This window comes from Oceanicola sp. 502str15 (assembly GCF_024105635.1).
Taxonomy (GTDB): domain Bacteria; phylum Pseudomonadota; class Alphaproteobacteria; order Rhodobacterales; family Rhodobacteraceae; genus Vannielia.
Window position 1 is genome coordinate 3,138,636 of sequence record NZ_WYDQ01000001.1, and the last position, 13,204, is coordinate 3,151,839.

Annotated in this window: 14 protein-coding genes; 6 read left to right on the forward strand and 8 right to left on the reverse strand. The window is 64.7% G+C overall.

Features of this window, described 5'->3' with window-relative positions:
- Window positions 1-576 (reverse strand): sigma-70 family RNA polymerase sigma factor, encoded by a 576-nt coding sequence (locus tag GTH22_RS15445; RefSeq protein WP_305884667.1) that lies wholly within the window; start codon window positions 574-576, stop codon window positions 1-3.
- Between the two features lie 148 nt (window positions 577-724).
- On the opposite strand from GTH22_RS15445, the gene GTH22_RS15450 reads away from it, so the two are divergent.
- The 5 genes from GTH22_RS15450 to GTH22_RS15470 are packed head-to-tail and all read left to right on the forward strand — an operon-like array spanning window position 725 to window position 5,060.
- Window positions 725-1,999: an NAD(P)/FAD-dependent oxidoreductase gene (locus GTH22_RS15450; protein WP_252946411.1), complete on the forward strand. Its 1,275-nt coding sequence runs from the start codon at window positions 725-727 to the stop codon at window positions 1,997-1,999.
- Window positions 1,996-2,775, forward strand: a complete 780-nt coding sequence (locus GTH22_RS15455) for a DUF1365 domain-containing protein (protein ID WP_252946412.1) — start codon at window positions 1,996-1,998, stop codon at window positions 2,773-2,775. The genes GTH22_RS15450 and GTH22_RS15455 overlap by 4 nt, the downstream gene beginning before the upstream one ends.
- Complete coding sequence (locus GTH22_RS15460) at window positions 2,772-3,929, forward strand: cyclopropane-fatty-acyl-phospholipid synthase family protein (protein WP_252946413.1); 1,158 nt, start codon at window positions 2,772-2,774, stop codon at window positions 3,927-3,929. Before GTH22_RS15455 ends, GTH22_RS15460 begins: the two co-directional genes overlap by 4 nt.
- Complete coding sequence (locus tag GTH22_RS15465; RefSeq protein WP_252946414.1) at window positions 3,922-4,659, forward strand: SDR family oxidoreductase; 738 nt, start codon at window positions 3,922-3,924, stop codon at window positions 4,657-4,659. Before GTH22_RS15460 ends, GTH22_RS15465 begins: the two co-directional genes overlap by 8 nt.
- A complete protein-coding gene (locus tag GTH22_RS15470; protein WP_252946415.1) occupies window positions 4,656-5,060 on the forward strand; it encodes a DUF2177 family protein in 405 nt (134 codons plus the stop codon). Before GTH22_RS15465 ends, GTH22_RS15470 begins: the two co-directional genes overlap by 4 nt.
- 44 nt (window positions 5,061-5,104) lie before the next feature.
- On the opposite strand, the gene GTH22_RS15475 is transcribed toward GTH22_RS15470, so the two are convergent.
- The 5 genes from GTH22_RS15475 to GTH22_RS15495 form a co-directional block, all read right to left on the reverse strand.
- Window positions 5,105-6,175: a Gfo/Idh/MocA family protein gene (locus GTH22_RS15475; protein ID WP_252946416.1), complete on the reverse strand. Its 1,071-nt coding sequence runs from the start codon at window positions 6,173-6,175 to the stop codon at window positions 5,105-5,107.
- 1 nt (window position 6,176) lies between these two features.
- On the reverse strand, window positions 6,177-7,169 hold the full coding sequence (locus GTH22_RS15480) for a Gfo/Idh/MocA family protein (protein ID WP_252946417.1): 993 nt from the start codon (window positions 7,167-7,169) through the stop codon (window positions 6,177-6,179).
- Between the two features lie 31 nt (window positions 7,170-7,200).
- Window positions 7,201-8,202 (reverse strand): ABC transporter permease, encoded by a 1,002-nt coding sequence (locus GTH22_RS15485; protein ID WP_252946418.1) that lies wholly within the window; start codon window positions 8,200-8,202, stop codon window positions 7,201-7,203.
- Window positions 8,199-9,020: an ATP-binding cassette domain-containing protein gene (locus GTH22_RS15490; RefSeq protein ID WP_252946419.1), complete on the reverse strand. Its 822-nt coding sequence runs from the start codon at window positions 9,018-9,020 to the stop codon at window positions 8,199-8,201. The genes GTH22_RS15485 and GTH22_RS15490 overlap by 4 nt, the downstream gene beginning before the upstream one ends.
- Window positions 9,021-9,085: 65 nt before the next feature.
- Complete coding sequence (locus GTH22_RS15495) at window positions 9,086-10,054, reverse strand: sugar ABC transporter substrate-binding protein (protein WP_252946420.1); 969 nt, start codon at window positions 10,052-10,054, stop codon at window positions 9,086-9,088.
- A gap of 224 nt (window positions 10,055-10,278) precedes the next feature.
- Between GTH22_RS15495 and GTH22_RS15500 the strand changes: the two genes are divergently transcribed.
- On the forward strand, window positions 10,279-11,283 hold the full coding sequence (locus GTH22_RS15500) for a substrate-binding domain-containing protein (RefSeq protein ID WP_252946421.1): 1,005 nt from the start codon (window positions 10,279-10,281) through the stop codon (window positions 11,281-11,283).
- A 131-nt stretch (window positions 11,284-11,414) separates the two neighbouring features.
- On the opposite strand, the gene GTH22_RS15505 is transcribed toward GTH22_RS15500, so the two are convergent.
- Entirely contained in the window at window positions 11,415-12,389 is a 975-nt protein-coding gene (locus tag GTH22_RS15505) for a hydroxyacid dehydrogenase (RefSeq protein WP_252946422.1), read from the reverse strand.
- Window positions 12,389-13,204, reverse strand: coding sequence for an HpcH/HpaI aldolase/citrate lyase family protein (locus tag GTH22_RS15510; RefSeq protein ID WP_252946423.1), 816 nt, complete (start codon window positions 13,202-13,204; stop codon window positions 12,389-12,391). The genes GTH22_RS15505 and GTH22_RS15510 overlap by 1 nt, the downstream gene beginning before the upstream one ends.

Genomic DNA, 13,204 nt, shown 5'->3' on the forward strand with positions numbered 1-13,204 from the left:
TCAACGGATGCCTTTCAATTCATGGCGCAACCGTTCAAGGCCCAGCCGGATGCGGGACTTGATGGTGCCAAGCGGAAGGCCGGTCTGCTCGCTGATCTCCTGATGGGTCAGATCGCCCATATAGGCCTTCTCGATAATCTCGCGCTGCGCGGGCTTCAGCCGCCCCAGCGCCTCCTTCAGCGCCCCGGCTTCCTGCTCCACCGCCAGCATGGCGCTGCCATCGGGCTCCGGCGCGGGCGCGATATCTTCAGGCAGGGGGCGACCCTCGCGGCGGATCACGTCGATCTGCCTGTTGCGGGCGATCTGGTAGATCCAGGCCGAGACCGGCGCGCGGGATGGGTCGTAGAGCCCCGCCTTGTGCCAGACCGTCAGCATCACCTCCTGCACGATCTCTTCGGCCTGCGCCGGAGAGGTTCCGCTGCGGATGATGAAGCCTTTCAGCTTGGGGGCAAAGTCGTCGAAAAGCGCAGCAAAGGCCGTCCGGTCGCGCTGGTCGCGAACGGCGATCATCCAAACGGTCTGGGCAGACGGGTTCGGAGCGGGCGAAGTCACCTCTGGCCTTTCCTTGAGCAACATCCGAACCGGGTGCCGGCCCGCCGTGGCGCTGGTGTGCGTTTCCATCAACATAGCTCCCTTACGCAGCAGGGCGAACCCCGGATCATTTTTTGATCCGGGGCGTTGGCTTTCTCGTAACCCCCTTGATCGAAACCGAAACGAGGCCCCGATGTCACTCGACGCCCTTCCTTCGCGCCCGCAGCGCATCGCCATTGTCGGCGGCGGCATCTCGGGGCTGGCCTCGGCCCATCTGCTTGCGCCGCAGCACGCGGTCACCCTCTACGAGGCCGCGCCTCGACTGGGTGGACATGCGCGCACAGTGCTCGCCGGGCGACAGGGCGATCAGCCGGTCGACACCGGCTTCATCGTGTTCAACTACGCCAATTACCCGCACCTGACCCGGCTGTTTCAGGAGCTCGACGTGCCGGTGACCCGGAGCGACATGAGCTTTGGCGCCTCCATCGACGATGGGCGCATTGAATATGCCCTGCGCAGCCTCTCCGCCCTCACCGCGCAAAAGCGCAACCTCGCCCGGCCGGGCTTTTACCGCATGGTGCGCGACATCCTGCGCTTCAACGCACGTGCCGAGGCGCTGGCGGAAGACAGCACCACCATCGGCGAACTGATGGACGAGATGCAGCTGGGTGCGTGGTTTCAGAACTATTACCTCGTGCCGCTCTGCGGCGCGATCTGGTCAACCCCGCCCGACCAGATCCGCGCTTTTCCGGCCCGCGCCATCCTGCAATTCTTCCGCAACCACGCGCTGCTCAGCCGCGGCGGGCAGCACCAATGGTGGACGGTGAAGGGCGGGAGCATCGAATATGTCCGCCGCCTTGAGCACTCCCTGCGCGGGCGCGGCGTGGCGCTGCGAACCAACTGCCCGGTGGATGCCATCGAGCGCGACGGCGAGAGCTGCATCGTGCGCGCGGGCGGTACTGCCGAGAGTTTCGACCATGTCATCCTTGCCTGCCACGCCGATCAGGCTCTGCGCCTTCTTGCCCGTCCTACCGCTGCGGAGGAAGCTGCCCTTTCCGCCGTGCGCTTTCAGGACAACCGCATGGTCCTGCACCGCGATACGGCACAGATGCCGCGTCGCCGCGCCTGCTGGTCAAGCTGGGTTTATACCGCCGACACCCGCAACCCCGCGCCCGCCGTGGGCGTGACCTATTGGATGAACCGTCTTCAGGACATCCCCGAGGCCGATCCGCTCTTTGTTACGCTCAACCCGGCCCGCGAGGTGCCCCAGGAGCTGACCTATGACGAAACCACCTTCCGCCATCCGATCTTCGACGCGCCCGCGCTTCAGGCGCAGGAGTGGTTGCGCGGAATGAACGGTCGGAACAACACGTGGTTTGCCGGGGCATGGACCCGCCACGGATTCCATGAAGACGGATTTGCCAGCGCGGCCCGGATTGCCCGCCAGTTGGAGCTGCAACCGGCATGAGCGCGCCGCAGCCCCACGCCCCCGAGCACCTGAAGGGCACCACCACCCACAGCCGGCGTGGCGCCACACGCCACGGATTTCGGTACGGGGTGGATTACGTGCTGATCGACCCCGAGCACGGCGCGCCCGGCCCCCGACTTTTTTCTCGCGGGCGCTTCAACCTCGCTTCCGTGCATGACACCGACCACGGCGGACCGCTTAAGGAGGGTAAGGGCGCGGTCTGGGCACGCGAGGTTTTGGAGCTTCATGGCCTCACAGGGACCCGCCTGCTGCTGCTCACCCAGCCGCGCTTTCTGGGCTATAGCTTCAACCCGGTCAGCTTCTGGCTGGCGCTGGAGGGCGAGGCGCTGCGGGCGGTCATCGCCGAGGTTTCCACCCCCTTCGGCGATCGCCACTCCTACCTCTGCCACCTGCCCGGCTTCGCGCCGATCACCCCCGACGCGGTGATCACCGCCCCCAAGGCGCTGCATGTCTCGCCGTTTCAGGATGTGGCCGGGCTCTACGAGTTTCGCTTCGATCTCGCGCCCGACCGGCTCGCCTTCACCATCCTGCACCGCAACGGCGCCGAGGGGGTGGCCGCCGCGCTTTTCGGGCGCCGCGCCCCGCTCACCAGCGCCCGCCTGCTCGGGGCCGCGCTGCGCCGCCCCTTCGGCGCCCTGCGCACCATGACCCTGATCCACTGGCAGGCCCTGCGGCTGCGTCTCAAGGGCGCCCGCTACCGTGCCCGCCCCGCGCCGCCCCCTGCTGCGGTAACATCCTCCGAGGTATCCCGATGAGCTTTCTGACCACCCGCGCCCGCCGCGAGTTTATTGACAGTTGCGCCCGCATCACTTGCGGCAGCCTGCGCCTGCGCACCCCCGAGGGCGAGGTCCATGACTTCGGCTCCGGCGCCCCCGCCGCCGAAATGGATATTCACGACTGGTCGATCGTCACCTCGCTGGCCGCGCGGGGCGACATCGGCCTTGGCGAGAGCTATGTCGAATGCCTCTGGGACACCCCCTCGATCGAAACCCTCGCCGAGCTGGCCCTGCGCAACTTCCACGAGTTCCAGGGTCATGCCCACGCCGGGTTCTGGAACCGGCTGAAGTTCCGCGTGACCGACCGCCTCCTGCGCGCCAACTCCCGGCGCGGGGCCTCGCGCAACATCCGGGCGCATTACGATGTGGGCAACGAGTTTTACCAGCTCTGGCTCGACGAAGGCATGACCTATTCCTCCGCCCTCTACGCCCCCGGCGACGATGACCTCACCCGCGCCCAGAACCGCAAGTATGACCGCATCCTCGACCGGGTGCGCGATGCCGAGAGCCTGCTCGAAATCGGCTGCGGCTGGGGTGGCTTCGCCGAGCGCGCGGCAGGCCGGGGCCAGCACGTCACCGGCGTCACCATCTCGCCCAGCCAGAAGGGCTATGCCGACGCCCGCCTCGACGGGCGCGCCGAAATCCGCCTTCAGGATTACCGCGCGGTGCAGGGCAAATACGCCAGCATCGTGTCGATCGAGATGATCGAGGCCGTCGGCCAGCGCTACTGGCCCACCTATTTTGCCACCCTCAAGGCGCGTCTGGCCGAGGGCGGGCGCGCCGTGCTTCAGGCCATCACCGTGCCCGACGAGAACTTCGACCATTACGCCGGGCGCTCCGATTACATCCGCCATTATACCTTTCCCGGCGGGATGCTGCTGAGCGATTCCCGCATCGCCCGCGAGGCCGAACGCGCCGGGCTGCGGGTGACAGACAACCACGCCTTCGGCCTCGATTACGGCCGCACCTGCCGCGCCTGGAACGACCGGCTGGAGGCGGTGGCAGGCAAGGTTCGGGCGCTGGGCTATGACGAGCGTTTCCTGCGCAACTGGCGCTACTACCTCGGCACCTGCACGGCGGCCTTTGCCACCGGGCGCTGCGATGTGGTGCAGGTCGAGCTGGCCCATGTCTGAGCCGCAACTCATCTGGATCATCGGCGCCAGCGACGGAATCGGTGCGGCGCTGGCCCGGCACTACGCGGCAGAGGGCGCCCGGCTGATCCTCTCCGCCCGCTCCGAAGACAAGCTCTCGGCGCTGGCCGCAAGCCTTGGCGGCCACCATGAGGTGGTGACACTCGACGTGGCCGACCGCGCCTCGGTGGAGCAGGCCACCACCCGGATCGCCGCCCTCGGCCCGCTCGACAGGATCATCCACCTCGCCGCGCTCTACGATCCGGGCCGCGTGGCCGAGCTCGACCCGGAGAAGGCCGCACAGATCGTCACCGTGAACCTCACCGGCAGTTTCCACATCGCCCAGCTCGCCCCGCCGCTGCTGCGCAGGGGAGGGCAGCTTGCGCTCTGCGGCTCCGTGGCGGGCTACGTCGGGCTGCCCAAGGGGCAGATCTACTCGGCCAGCAAGGCCGGGGTGATCAACCTAGCCCAGTCGCTGCGCGCCGAACTCTCCCCCGGCGTCGATGTGCGCCTGATCAGCCCCGGTTTCGTCGACACCCGGCTGACCCAGCAGAACGACTTCAAGATGCCCGCCATCACCACCCCCGAGAAAGCCGCCCTTGCCATTGCCCATGGGCTCGAACGGCGGCGCTTCGAGGTGCATTTTCCGCGCCGCTTCACCTATGCGCTCAAACTCCTCTCCGCCCTGCCCTACTGGGCGGCGCTCCCCCTGACCGGAAGGCTGGGCCAATGAAGATACTCGCCCTCTACGCCATCACCGCCACCGTCTTTCTTGCCGGTGACGCCCTTGGCCTCAAGTTCCTGATCAAGCCAGTGTTCGACCGCCACGTTGGCCACCTTCTGGCCTCGCCGCTGCGGCTCGGACCGGCGGCGGCCTTCTACCTTGCCTATGTCGCGGGGGTGCTGTGGTTCGTTTCGCTCCCGGCGATGCGGACGGGCGATCCGATGGCCGCGCTCATCAATGGGGCGCTTATCGGGCTGCTGGCCTATGGTACCTACGAGTTCACCAATTATGCGACGCTCCGCGACTGGTCGGTGCAGCAGGTTGTGGCCGACACGCTGTGGGGCGGCTTCCTCACCGGGGTTTCGGCCTGGGCCGGTGTCGCGTTGGTTGGGCTTATCTGGCGGACCTGAGCGCCGTTTGGTGCGGTTGTGCCTTCCGGCCATCTGAGGGACGGTCAGAATACCAGCCTTCGCTGTGTGAGCTCGCAACGTCTGACCATTTCCAGGTTGGGGTGCGACGGCCTTGGCGGTGTTGAGATCTGCACGGCTTTTCCTGTCTTCGCGGCCTCTTCAATTGCGACGAGCACGAGCATATCGGCGAGGCCCTCCTCGCCGTCCGGCTCGGGCGGGGTTCCGTTGGTGATGCAGTCGGAAAAATAGGCCGTCATGCCCGCGAAGTGGTCGATATGGGGGAAGTCTATTTGCTCTGTGGTGCCATTTCGCGTCAGGCGCATCTGCATCGGAACTTCGAAGCGGAAGGCCGGGTCCAGTGAAATGTCACCTTTGGTTCCGATGACGCGGAAGTGCTCGACGAGGGCCGCGCCGAAGCTGGCAATGAGTTGGGCGATGCCGCCGGACGGAAACCGCAGGGTCGCGGCGACCGAAGCGTCGACTTCGGCAAAGCGCGGATCATCCGTTGTCTGGTAGCGCACGGCCGTCACCTCCACGGGCTCCTCGGCAAAGATGTGACGGGCGGCGTTGATGCAGTAGACCCCGACGTCCTGCATCGGCCCGCCCCAGTGTTCGGCGCTGAAGCGGTGATTGCCGGTGCCCGGTGTGTTGGAAAAGGTGAGCTGCGCGAGCATCGGTTTGCCGATGGCGCCGGAATGGATGTGATCAAGGACGGTGAGGTTGCCGGGTTCGTTGTGAAGGCGATAGGCCGTCATCAGGAACACGCCTGCCTCGCGGGCGGCGGCAACCATGGCCTCGGCATCGCGCAGATTGTCGGCGAGCGGCTTCTCGACAAGGATGTGCTTGCCCGCCCGTGCCGCACGGATCGCGTAATCGGCATGCATGGAATTGGGCAGGGCGATGTAGACGGCGTCGATGCGGTCACTAGCGAGCAGGTCGTCATAGGCTGCGTAGGGCACGACTTCCGGCACGTCGTGAAAGCTGGCAAGTTCGGCGGCTCGCCCGGCGTTGCCGGAGACGATGGCGGTGACACGGGAGTTTCCGGTCTGATGGGCGCCCGGGAGGAAGGCTTCCTGCGATATCCATCCGGCTCCGACGACGGCGTATCTGATCATGTCAGGGGGTCTCCTCGGTCTGTGCGTCTTCGTAGAAGCTGTCTTTGGTGCCGATCTCAAAGTTGATCGGCCGCTCGCTCTGCATCCCTGCCACGATCTGATCGGCGAGAGCCGAGGCGACGTAGCCATCCCAGCTGCTGGCTCCGGTGGGGATGCCGGTGGCGATGGATTGCACCCAGGCATTGAGCTGGCGCCTGTAGGCCTCGTTGAAGCGCGGCAGCCAGTTGTCGGGCCAGCCATGGCCATGCTGGCCTGCCCTGTCCAGCCAGGCATGGGTGGGCGTGGCCATGGAGACCGCGCCATCGCGGCCTACCAGCTCGGCGTGGACGTGGTATCCGTAAGTGGCGTTCAGGAAGACCTCGGTCGAGACCATCTCGCCGCGGTCGGTCTGCATCTGGATCATCAGCGGATCGCCACCTGCACCTGCGAACACATGGGCCCGTGCCATTTCGGACCCTAGGAGCCATCGGCTCGCGTCGATCTCATGCACAAAGGCATTGGTGATTGCCATGGCGCCGGTGAACCACTCGGGGGCCTGGGCATTGCGGTGCACGTTGTGCAGCAGCATGGGCTGGCCGATCCGGCCGGACGTGGAGGCATGACGCAGCTCGGCATATGCCGGATCGAACCGGCGCATGAATCCGACCTGCACCAACCGCCGGCCCCCTTTGATCTCGGCCTCGATGATCGCGGCGGCCTGCGCGGTTGTGGCGGCCAGCGGCTTTTCGCAGAGCACCGGCTTGCCTTGCGAGAGGGCCTCCATCACGAGGGCTTCGTGCGTTTCGTCGGGGGAGGCCACGACCACGGCTTCGACTGCATCCGAGCGGATCAGGGCGAGCGGGTCTGAAAAGACCTCCACCCCGAACGCGGCGGCCCGTTTGGTATCTGCATCGCAGACCGCTGCCAGGTCGGCTCCGCGGGTTTCGGTCTGGAGCAACCTTGCGTGCTTGGCGCCCATGACACCGGTGCCGATGACACCTACCGAAATACTCATCAGTTCTTTCCTTCCATCGAAGCCGAAGCCATCACCGGGCCCGTGCCGGGCCACTGCGAAGTGTGTCGATGTAGACAGCAGCGATCAACACGACGCCCACAACGATTTGCTGGATGAAGGGCGACATCCCGAGCACGTTCAGGCCGAAACGGATTTCTGACATGATCAAGGCGCCGATGATGGCCCCCCAGACCGTGCCGCGCCCCCCCATCAGACTGCCACCGCCGATGACGACGGCCGCGATGGCATCGAGCTCATAGCCGAAGCCGATGCCCGGGTGGGCAGAGTTGATCCGCGATGCGAGGATGATCGAGGCGAGGCCAGCCGTGGCGCCCGAGATGGCGAAAATTCCCATTCGGTAGCGGCGCACATTGATACCTGCGCGTCGGGTGCCCTCCTCGCTTCCGCCCATGGTGAAGGCGTAGCGGCCCACCTTGGTCTGGTAGAAGACGAAGAGCATCAGGCCCGCAAAGGCCGCCAGGATCAGCACCGGCACCGGCAGTCCGAGGACCTTGCCGCCGCCGACAACCTCAAAGCTCTCGGGGAAGCCATAGAGGGAGCGGCCGTTTGATACGAAGAGTGCGAGACCCTGCGCGATCCCAAGCATTCCGAGGGTCACGATGAAGGCGGGCAACCGGGCATAGGCGATGAGAAAGCCGTTGATGCCACCCATCAGGGTGCCGGTTGCGATGGCCGCTCCGAAGCCGAGCCAAAGTGGGAGCCCTGCATCGATCACAGCAATGCCCATGACGACCATGGACAGCGACATCACGGTGCCGACTGAAATGTCGATTGCGCCGCTGATGATCACCAGCATGACGCCGATCGCCAGAACCGCCCGCGTGGCGGATTGCAGCGCGATCAGGCTGAGATTGTTGGAGGTGACGAAGCCCGAGTGCAGGAACTCCATCAGCACCATGATCGCGAGGAACACGAAGACGGTCGAGAGCTTATCGAGCAGGCCCCTCACTCGGGCCTTGCCCGAGGCGTCTCCGGTGCCGATGGTGGTGCGGTTTTCCAGTTTGGTGGTCATGCCTCTACCTCCGTCTGCGCTTCCTTCTGCACCGGCGGCTCTTCGATGCCGCTGACGATCATGCGGACCAGTTGATCGCGGTCGACGAGATCGACGCTGCGGTTGGTCACGAGCGTTCCGGTCTTCAGGATGACCACCCGGTCTGCCACCCTCATCACGTCATTCATGGAGTGGCTGATCAGCACGATGGCCTCGCCCTTGGCGCGCAGATTCTCGATGAGGCTGAGCACCTGCTCCTGCTGGGCGACGCCAAGCGCCGCTGTGGGCTCATCCATGATGATCAGCTTGGCCTCGGAATAGACGCTCTTGGCGATGGCGATGGTCTGGCGCTGGCCGCCGGAGAGATCGCGCACGGGTTCGTTGATGTTGGATATATTGATGCGAAGATCGCCGAGGAGGCGTTGGGTCTCTTCGGCCATCTTGCGGCGGTCAAAGACCTTGACGAGCCCGCCCGCGAAGGACTTTTGCAGCTCGCGCCCGAGGAAGATGTTGGTTGGGATATCAACGTTGTCGCAAAGGGCGAGGTCCTGGTAGATGATCTCGATTCCAAGTTCCTTGGCCCGGGCCGGCGTGCCGAGCTCGACCTGTGCACCGTCGATCATGATCGTCCCGGTATCGGCTGTGACTGCCCCGGCGAGGATCTTGACGAGGGTGGACTTGCCAGCCCCGTTGTCGCCCAGTAACGCAACGACTTCGCCGCGGCGGACTTCAAGGTCGACATTGTCGAGCGCGGCAACGCCGCCGTAGTGCTTGGAGATGCCCCGCATCGACACGATAGGCGCCTGCCCCTCGGCGGACCTGCTTTCGGCGATATCCATCGCTTACCTCGTTTCATGAGTTCTGGTGGTGGGGGCGGCAAAAGCGCCGCCCCGCGCGCGCTTGATTACTCGGCGATCCCGAGGATATCGCGGCGATAGTCGGCAACGTTCCACTTGTGGAGAAGCAGCATGCCGGAGTCGATCCGCTTGGGGAAATCCGCGGCGGTCTTGTCGCCGGCGGCGATGGCCGCGAGGATCTCGACAGAGGTTTCACCCATGCCCTTGGCACTTTGCGACACATCCCCGGCGGCGCGATCTTCAAGGATCAGATCGGTGCCCTCCGGGATGCCGTCAAAACCGATGACAAGAATGTCCTGGCGGTCGTTTCGGCGCAGAACTTCGGCGGCACCGACGGCCATGAGGTCGGAGGAGGCGAAGATGAGGTCGAGTTCGGGATTGGCCGAAAGGATGGCCTCCGTCGCTTCCACAGCGCCCGGCGTGGTCCAGTGGCCCGTAACCGAGGAAACCAGCTCGATGCCGTCGTATTTGGCGATGCTCTCGTGGAAGCCTTCGCGACGCAGGGCGGCAGCCTCAGAGCCAGGTTCGCCTTCGAGCTGCGCGACCTTGCCCGAGTAGCTCAGGAGCGAGGCGGCGTAGTCCGCTGCGAGACCGGCCGCGCGAGCGTTGTCGGTGGCAACCAGTGTCACATAGTTGGCTTCGTCGGTTTGCACCCCGCCATCCACAAGGACGACCGGAATGCCGGCTGCGGCGGCGCGCTTTACCGATGGGGCAAGGCCGTTTCCGTCAAGCGCGGCAAGCGCGATGCCATCAACACCGCGCGAAATCAGCGCCTCCATCGCTGAAACCTGCTCTTCGATCGCACCGTGGCCGGACACCGAATGGATTTCGATTTCCACGCCGAGTTCGGCGCCCTTGGCCTTTGCGAATTCGGCAACGTTGTTCATGAAAACATCGTTGATCACCGTTTTCGGCAATACAGCGATGACGGGCTTGTCCTGGGCCATTACCGGTCCGGTGGCGACAAGCGTGGCAGCAGCGGCACCTGCAAGCAGGCCGCGTCGAATGATGTTCATATCTTCCTCCCGTTTCCGCCTGGCTGTGTGACTGCGGGAGGCTCAGGCGGAAAAGCCTCCCGGGGAACGGTGCGGGGTAGCACCAGCTTTGCGGGTTGTGCTACCGGTTGCATCGTATGTGCTACCGGTAGCACACTGAGTTCTTATGTGTCAATCTGCGACGCCCTCTTGCGAGGCGCTTTTGTGGGGACGTATCAGAGAACATCGAGGCGGAAGGAGCCAGAGTGAAGCCGAACGGAACGACTGTGACCGCAGCCGACGTTGCCAAGAAGGCGGGTGTGTCGAAATGGACGGTGATTCGGGCTTTCAAGCCGGATGCGCGCATTGCGGCGGAGACTCGGGAGCGTGTGCTTTCGGTTGCCCGCGATTTGCATTACCAGCCCAACCTTCTGGCGCGGAGCCTTGCCACCAGCCGCACTCATCAGGTCGCGATTCTCGTCGATGATTTCGAGAATCCATACAAACTGCCAACTCTCAGCCGCCTGACCGCGAAGCTTCAGGCTGAAGGGCTGTTGGCTTTTCTCGTCAATATCAACGAGGACTTCTCGCAGAACGCGGCAATCATGGATGCCCGCCAGCGGAGGATCGACTCGATCATTTTCTTTGGCAGCGCCTACGATCCGGCGTCGATCAGCGACCAGGTGCTGGATGCGACGCAGCAGCCAATCTTCGTTCTGGCCCGCGAGTCTGTGAGCCACCCGCTTCCGAGTGTCTTCACCGACCCCCGGCACGCCATCGAGGAGCTGTCCAACCACGCCTTCGAGCGTGGCTATCGAAACCCGGTCTATGTAGCCGGGCCGTCGCGGGCCTACACGGCAGTTGGGCGCCGCCAACAATACCGGAAATTCTGGAAGGCAAAGGGTGTTGACCACCTGCCCGAGATCAATGCCGGGGCCTATGAGTTCCAGGCTGCCTGCGACGCGATCAGGGCACAGTTCGCCGATGGCTCCGGCGGCGCACCTTACGATGTGGTCCTCTGCGAGAACGATCTGCTCGCGCTCGCGGCGCTGGAAACCTTGCGATACGACTTTGGCCTCCGGGTGCCCGAAGACGTCGCCGTTGTGGGCTTCGACGACATTTCTCTGGCCGGGTTCAAGTCGATCTCGCTGACCACGTACCGCCAGCCCTTTGCCGAGATGGTGGACGAGCTGATCGAGATGGTGGTGGGCCGGAAGCTGCCGGAATCGATTGCACTGCGGGGTGAGCTGGTCGTCAGATCGACGACCTGACTCGGGTGATCGTCTCAGTCGGTTCGTTGGCTTGGCTGTCGGATGGTGCCTCTTGGTGATTGCGATGCGTAAGCAATTGCGGCGCAGTGGAGCCGCTACCGGACGCATGTGCGGCTTACCGAACGCTGCGCTCATACCTTTTGCTCGAAGCCAATTTCTGTCCGGTTCACCACGAGGTTCGGCGTGATCCGGTTCTCGAAGAAATCTATGATGTTCTGTGCCGACCCCAGGGCCATGCGTTCCGAAGCACCTTCGGTGACACCGGCAATATGCGGGCTGAGGATCACCTGATCGAAGCCTTTCAGCGGGTCGTCCGCGGCGGGCGGCTCGTCCTCGAAGACATCGAGGCCGGCGGCGCCAACTTTGCCCGACAACAGCGCGTCGATAAGCGCCGCTTCATGCACGATGCCGCCACGCGCGGTGTTCACCAGAACAACGCCGTCCTTCATGGCGGCGAACTCGGTGGCGCCGATCAGCGGCTCCTTCGCCTTGGGCGCACTTATCGAGATCACATCGGCCCAACCCAGAGCCTCGGTCAGATCCTCGGCGGGGCCGACCGGGCCTTCGGGCCAGCCTTGCCGGGTAAGGTAGGGATCGAAGGCACGGATGTTCATGGAAAAACCCGACATCATCTCGGCGGTGTGGCGCCCGATGCGGCCATAGCCGAGGATCAGCAGATTGCGATCTCTCAGGTCCTGGCTTTCGAGCTTGTTGCGCCAGCCCCACGGGCCTCTGCGCACGGAAGCATCGCCGCGCAGGGCCCGCTTTGATGCTGCGAGGATCATCATGCAGGCGTGCTCGGCCACGGAGTAGGAGTTCACGTCGCCACAGACCGCGAGGGCGATGCCTTTGCTGTTGAGTGCAGGCAGGTCAACCGCGTCGTAACCCACCCCATGGCGCGAGACGATCTTTAGGTTCTGTGCCTTTGCCACCGTCGGAGCCGACATCGGCTGGGTGCGGATCAGCAGGGCATCGGCCTCGTGGACGTAGGGCGCATAGCTTTCCTCGCTGACGTCTTCGATGTAGCGCACCGTCAGGCCCTTCGCCGCATCCAGCAACGCACGGCCGGAGGGGTGGAGCTTTCCGGCAACGAGGACGTGGGGCATCAGTAGCCTCCCTGGTCGTCGCTGCCGATTGGGCCAGTGGAGGAAACGGCCTCGCGAAAGGCCTTGACCGAGGCCGCTGCGGCACCGGCCAGAAGCCGGGTATCGCCGGATACCGTCGTCATGCTGTAGCCCCAACCGATGGCGCGGGCGGCATATTCGGCGGAGCCGCAATGGAGCGCGGCCTTGATCCCATGCTTGTTGCAGGTCTCGACGATGGTTTTGAGCGCGTCGACCATCTCGGGCTCTTCCCGGTCGAAGCCCGGTGGATAGCGGCCGTCACAAAGCGAAAATGTGAGATCGGCGGGGCCGACGTAAATTCCGTCCAGGCCCGGCGTGGCAGCGATGGCGTCGAGATTGGCCATGGCTTCCTTGGTCTCGACCATCGCCCATCCAATGATCTCGTCGTTGGCCTCGGCGGCGATGTTCCCGCCCTGTGCATAGGCCGCGCGGGTTGGGCCAAAGCTGCGCTGACCGTCCGGGGGATAGCGCAGGTAGCTGACGAACTCGGCGGCCTGCTCGGCGGTGCTGATCATCGGACAGATGATCTGCATCGCGCCGGCATCCAGCGCCTTCATGATCGCGGCCGGATCAAGCCAGGGGACGCGCGCGCCAAGGGTTACACCCGAAGCCCTCATGGCCTGAAACATCGGCAGGACATTGGAATAGTCGAGTGCCCCGTGTTGCCAATCGACGGAGATCACGTCGTAGCCCTGGTCGGCCATGATCTCGGCGGTGAACGGGTTGCCGATGGACAGCCAGCCATGCAAGGCCGGTTTGCCTTCGGCCCACAGTTGCTTCACCTTGTTCTTGATCAT

Excerpts from the sequence above, each read along its gene's own strand:
- GTH22_RS15445 (WP_305884667.1), bottom strand. The coding sequence starts at position 576 with ATGTTGCTCAAGGAAAGGCCAGAGGTGACTTCGCCCGCTCCGAACCCG.
- GTH22_RS15450 (WP_252946411.1), top strand. The coding sequence starts at position 725 with ATGTCACTCGACGCCCTTCCTTCGCGCCCGCAGCGCATCGCCATTGTC.
- GTH22_RS15455 (WP_252946412.1), top strand. The coding sequence starts at position 1,996 with ATGAGCGCGCCGCAGCCCCACGCCCCCGAGCACCTGAAGGGCACCACC.
- GTH22_RS15460 (WP_252946413.1), top strand. The coding sequence starts at position 2,772 with ATGAGCTTTCTGACCACCCGCGCCCGCCGCGAGTTTATTGACAGTTGC.
- GTH22_RS15465 (WP_252946414.1), top strand. The coding sequence starts at position 3,922 with ATGTCTGAGCCGCAACTCATCTGGATCATCGGCGCCAGCGACGGAATC.
- GTH22_RS15470 (WP_252946415.1), top strand. The coding sequence starts at position 4,656 with ATGAAGATACTCGCCCTCTACGCCATCACCGCCACCGTCTTTCTTGCC.
- GTH22_RS15475 (WP_252946416.1), bottom strand. The coding sequence starts at position 6,175 with ATGATCAGATACGCCGTCGTCGGAGCCGGATGGATATCGCAGGAAGCC.
- GTH22_RS15480 (WP_252946417.1), bottom strand. The coding sequence starts at position 7,169 with ATGAGTATTTCGGTAGGTGTCATCGGCACCGGTGTCATGGGCGCCAAG.
- GTH22_RS15485 (WP_252946418.1), bottom strand. The coding sequence starts at position 8,202 with ATGACCACCAAACTGGAAAACCGCACCACCATCGGCACCGGAGACGCC.
- GTH22_RS15490 (WP_252946419.1), bottom strand. The coding sequence starts at position 9,020 with ATGGATATCGCCGAAAGCAGGTCCGCCGAGGGGCAGGCGCCTATCGTG.
- GTH22_RS15495 (WP_252946420.1), bottom strand. The coding sequence starts at position 10,054 with ATGAACATCATTCGACGCGGCCTGCTTGCAGGTGCCGCTGCTGCCACG.
- GTH22_RS15505 (WP_252946422.1), bottom strand. The coding sequence starts at position 12,389 with ATGCCCCACGTCCTCGTTGCCGGAAAGCTCCACCCCTCCGGCCGTGCG.
- GTH22_RS15510 (WP_252946423.1), bottom strand. The coding sequence starts at position 13,204 with ATGATCAAGAACAAGGTGAAGCAACTGTGGGCCGAAGGCAAACCGGCC.